The 3,481-nt window shown below is 49.8% G+C and carries 2 protein-coding genes; one reads left to right on the top strand and one right to left on the bottom strand.

The features are described 5' to 3' along the window. Positions 1-58: 58 nt before the first annotated feature. Positions 59-1,177, bottom strand: a complete 1,119-nt coding sequence (locus tag VN105_RS04815) for an aminotransferase class V-fold PLP-dependent enzyme (protein ID WP_325638467.1) — start codon at positions 1,175-1,177, stop codon at positions 59-61. A gap of 128 nt (positions 1,178-1,305) precedes the next feature. Here VN105_RS04815 and VN105_RS04810 point away from each other — a divergent pair, with 128 nt between their 5' ends. Further along, positions 1,306-3,462, top strand: a complete 2,157-nt coding sequence (locus VN105_RS04810; protein WP_325638465.1) for a glycoside hydrolase family 3 N-terminal domain-containing protein — start codon at positions 1,306-1,308, stop codon at positions 3,460-3,462. Positions 3,463-3,481 lie beyond the last annotated feature (19 nt).

Here is a 3,481-nt window from a genome sequence, read left to right as displayed (position 1 = left end):
TCAGTGTAATCAGTTTAATCCTGAGTCAGACAAAATCCGCGCAGGCGCCGAAGGCGCCCTATTCTACGAGCACGGCGAACAGCCTGTCGATATCGGCTTTGTTGTTGTAGCAATTAAGCGCTACGGTAAGCCTGTTATTCTTATATCTCGCCAGGATATTATTCTTTAACACTTTTTCATTTTGCTCCGGAGTGATTTCCAGCAGCTGGATGGCAGAAAGGTGTTCCGGCGGGTAAGCAGACGATAACCGTATCTGATGGGCGGCCGCTTGCCGGCCCAGGTATGCAATAAGTTCCTGAACATAGGATTCAATAACGGCAACGCCTGTACGCTGAATATACTGCAGTGCTTCTCCCAGTAAAAGAATATTTATAAACGGCGGTGTACCGGTTTCAAATACGGTGGCGTCCTTTTTGGGGGTGAACTTTGTATAGTCGCGCACCAGGTCGAAGTCGGGGTTTTCATAATCTACATTGTACCAGCTCATCACCTGGGGCGGATGCTGGTCCAGTATTTTCTGTGATACATACATAGCGCCGGCGCCGTAGCCGGCCCCAGCCCATTTATAGGCATGAAAGATGAGTATGTCTATGTTATATTCCTGTACATCAATATTGTTTACACCGAACGATTGCGTAGCATCTACAATGTGGATCAGCTGATGTTGTTTACACAATTCACCAATGGCTTTCAGGTTCTGACGGAAGCCTGTTCTGAACATCACATGGCTGGTGATCAGCACCCGGGTGGCCGGTGTGATTTTAGCGGCAATGCCGGCTACTGAAATTACATTGTGCTCATCGCTATCAACAAAATGAACGGTGTGACCGTTATGCATCCATCCCACAAAGCTGCTGGGAAATTCATCACGCATGGTGATGATCTCATACTGCCTGGGAAACATCCCGTACAGCAGGGTCATAGCCTGGGAAGTATTGGTGACAAAGGCAATTTCACTTGCCTTTGCATGGATCATTCCGGCAATAAGCGCCCTTACTTCATTGGCCTGTTGATTCCATCCCGGCATTACTCCCCGGCCTTTTTCACTGAGTGCGGTGAGCAACGCCGTTGCCTTTTGTACAAGGGGGGTACTTACCGGTCCGCCGCCGTTGGTGAAAAAGTAAGTACTGTTATTACATACCGGGTAGTCAGCCCTGATCTTTTCCCAATTAGTCATACTATTTTATTATTTTCTGCACGATAATAAACAAAATAAACCATTGTGAGGGATACCGCCATGCGATTATGTTTTTATATGATAACTTGCGGGAACATCGCATCTCTTATAGAAAAAATTGGTTTAGCATGTGGGGAAAACAGGTATTCTTTTTTAGTGCTTGTATATGTTTATTTACTTTAAATGCTGCTGCACAGCAGCCGGCATTATTCAGCAGGGCGGATGCGCCGTTGAATGAGCGGGTGAACGACCTCCTGCATACCCTTACCCTTCCCGAAAAGATATCGCTGCTTGGTTACAACAGCCCGGCGATCGGCCGTTTGCACATCCCCGCCTATAACTGGTGGAATGAAGCATTGCACGGCATTGCCCGTGGTGGTGAAGCTACGGTATATCCACAGGCAATCGGGTTATCGGCCACCTTTAATGCACCGCTGGCAAGGGAAGTAGCCAACACCATTTCTACAGAAGCCAGGGCTAAATATAACCTCGCTGTGCAGCAACACCGGCATGTACAGTACCTGGGGCTCAACTTCTGGACGCCTAACATCAACATCTTCCGCGATCCCCGCTGGGGCCGGGGACAGGAAACATACGGGGAGGATCCTTACCTCACCGCTACTATGGCCGGCGCATTTGTGCAAGGGTTGCAGGGCGATGTGCCAGGCAGACTGAAAACCGCTGCCTGTGCCAAGCATTTCGCGGTACACAGCGGCCCGGAGGCCGACCGGCACAGCTTTAACGCTATCATCGATGAAAAAGACCTGCGGGAAACCTATCTCTACGCATTTAAGAAGCTGGTAGACGGCAAAGTGGAGTCTGTTATGTGTGCTTATAACCGCGTAAACAGCCAGCCTTGCTGCACCGGTAATACATTGTTGCAGGATATCCTGCGGCATGAGTGGAAATTCGGCGGACAGGTAGTAACCGATTGCTGGGCACTGGATGATATCTGGCTGCGTCATAAGGCTATTCCTACCCGTGAAGAAGTAGCCGCCGCCGCAGTGAAAGCAGGCGTTAACCTGGATTGCGCCAATATCCTGCAGGACGATGTGATGAAGGCGATCGATAAGGGATGGCTCACCAGCGCTAATGTAGACAGTGCATTGAGCGCCACGCTGCGTACCCGTATAAAGCTGGGATTGCTGGATGCACCGGTAGTGAGCCCTTACAGCCAGTATGGGGAAGATAGTGTAAACAATGGCTACCATGCCCGGCTGGCGCGTGAAGCCGCCCGTGAAAGTATGGTACTGCTGAAAAATGATGGCGTGTTGCCTTTAACCCGGGATAAATATGCTTCCATGCTGGTAACCGGCTCCAACTCCGCATCGCTGGAAGCATTGATGGGTAACTATCACGGCGTATCGGGCAACATGGTAACCTTTGCCGCCGGTTTGGCCAAAGCCGCCGGCCCGGGTATGGCCATGCAATACGACCAGGGCTGCGACTTTACCGATACCCTGCATTTTGGAGGCATCTGGGCTTCGCAGAACTGCGATGTAACGGTAGCTGTAATTGGCTTAACACCATTGCTGGAAGGAGAAGAAGGCGATGCTTTCCTGTCATCTTCCGGTGGCGATAAGAATACACTGAGCCTGCCCCGTTCACAGATCCTGTTCATGAAGAAATTGAGAGAAGCGCATAAAAAGCCCATCATTGCGGTGATCACTGCCGGCAGCGCCGTGGATGTTGCGGCTATCGCCCCTTACGCAGACGCCATCATCCTGGCATGGTATCCCGGAGAACAGGGAGGTAATGCACTCGCTGATATCATCTTCGGAAAATATTCGCCCGCAGGGCGCCTCCCGGTTACTTTTTATCAATCCCTGCAGGATTTACCCGACTATAAAGACTACAGCATGAAGAACCGTACCTACCGTTATTTTAAAGGAAAAGTGGAATATCCATTTGGCTACGGTATGAGCTATACGAAGTTTGATTACAACTGGCATACTCCGCCGGCAAAGGAATACTACAGCAAAGACACTATTCGTGTATCCGTAACCGTTAAAAATACCGGCGCCTTCGATGGCGATGAAGTAGTACAGGCCTATATCACTTATCCTGACATGGAACGTATGCCGGTAAAGGAATTGAAAGCCTTTAAACGGGTACACGTGAGCAAAGGCGGGGAAGCAATTACAACACTTGAAGTGCCCGCAACAGAGTTACAGAAATGGGATTTACAGCAACATAAATGGAAATTATATAAAGGCACGTATAGAATAAATATAGGAAAAAGCTCCGCCAACTTCGTGCTGTCGCAGGAGTTCAGGCTCCGCTGAGCGGATCCTGCCGCGGATT

The sequence above is a fragment of the Chitinophaga sp. genome, from assembly GCF_035564935.1.
In the GTDB taxonomy this organism is placed as follows: Bacteria; Bacteroidota; Bacteroidia; order Chitinophagales; family Chitinophagaceae; genus Chitinophaga.
This window is presented reverse-complemented; position numbering and strand designations above follow the sequence as displayed.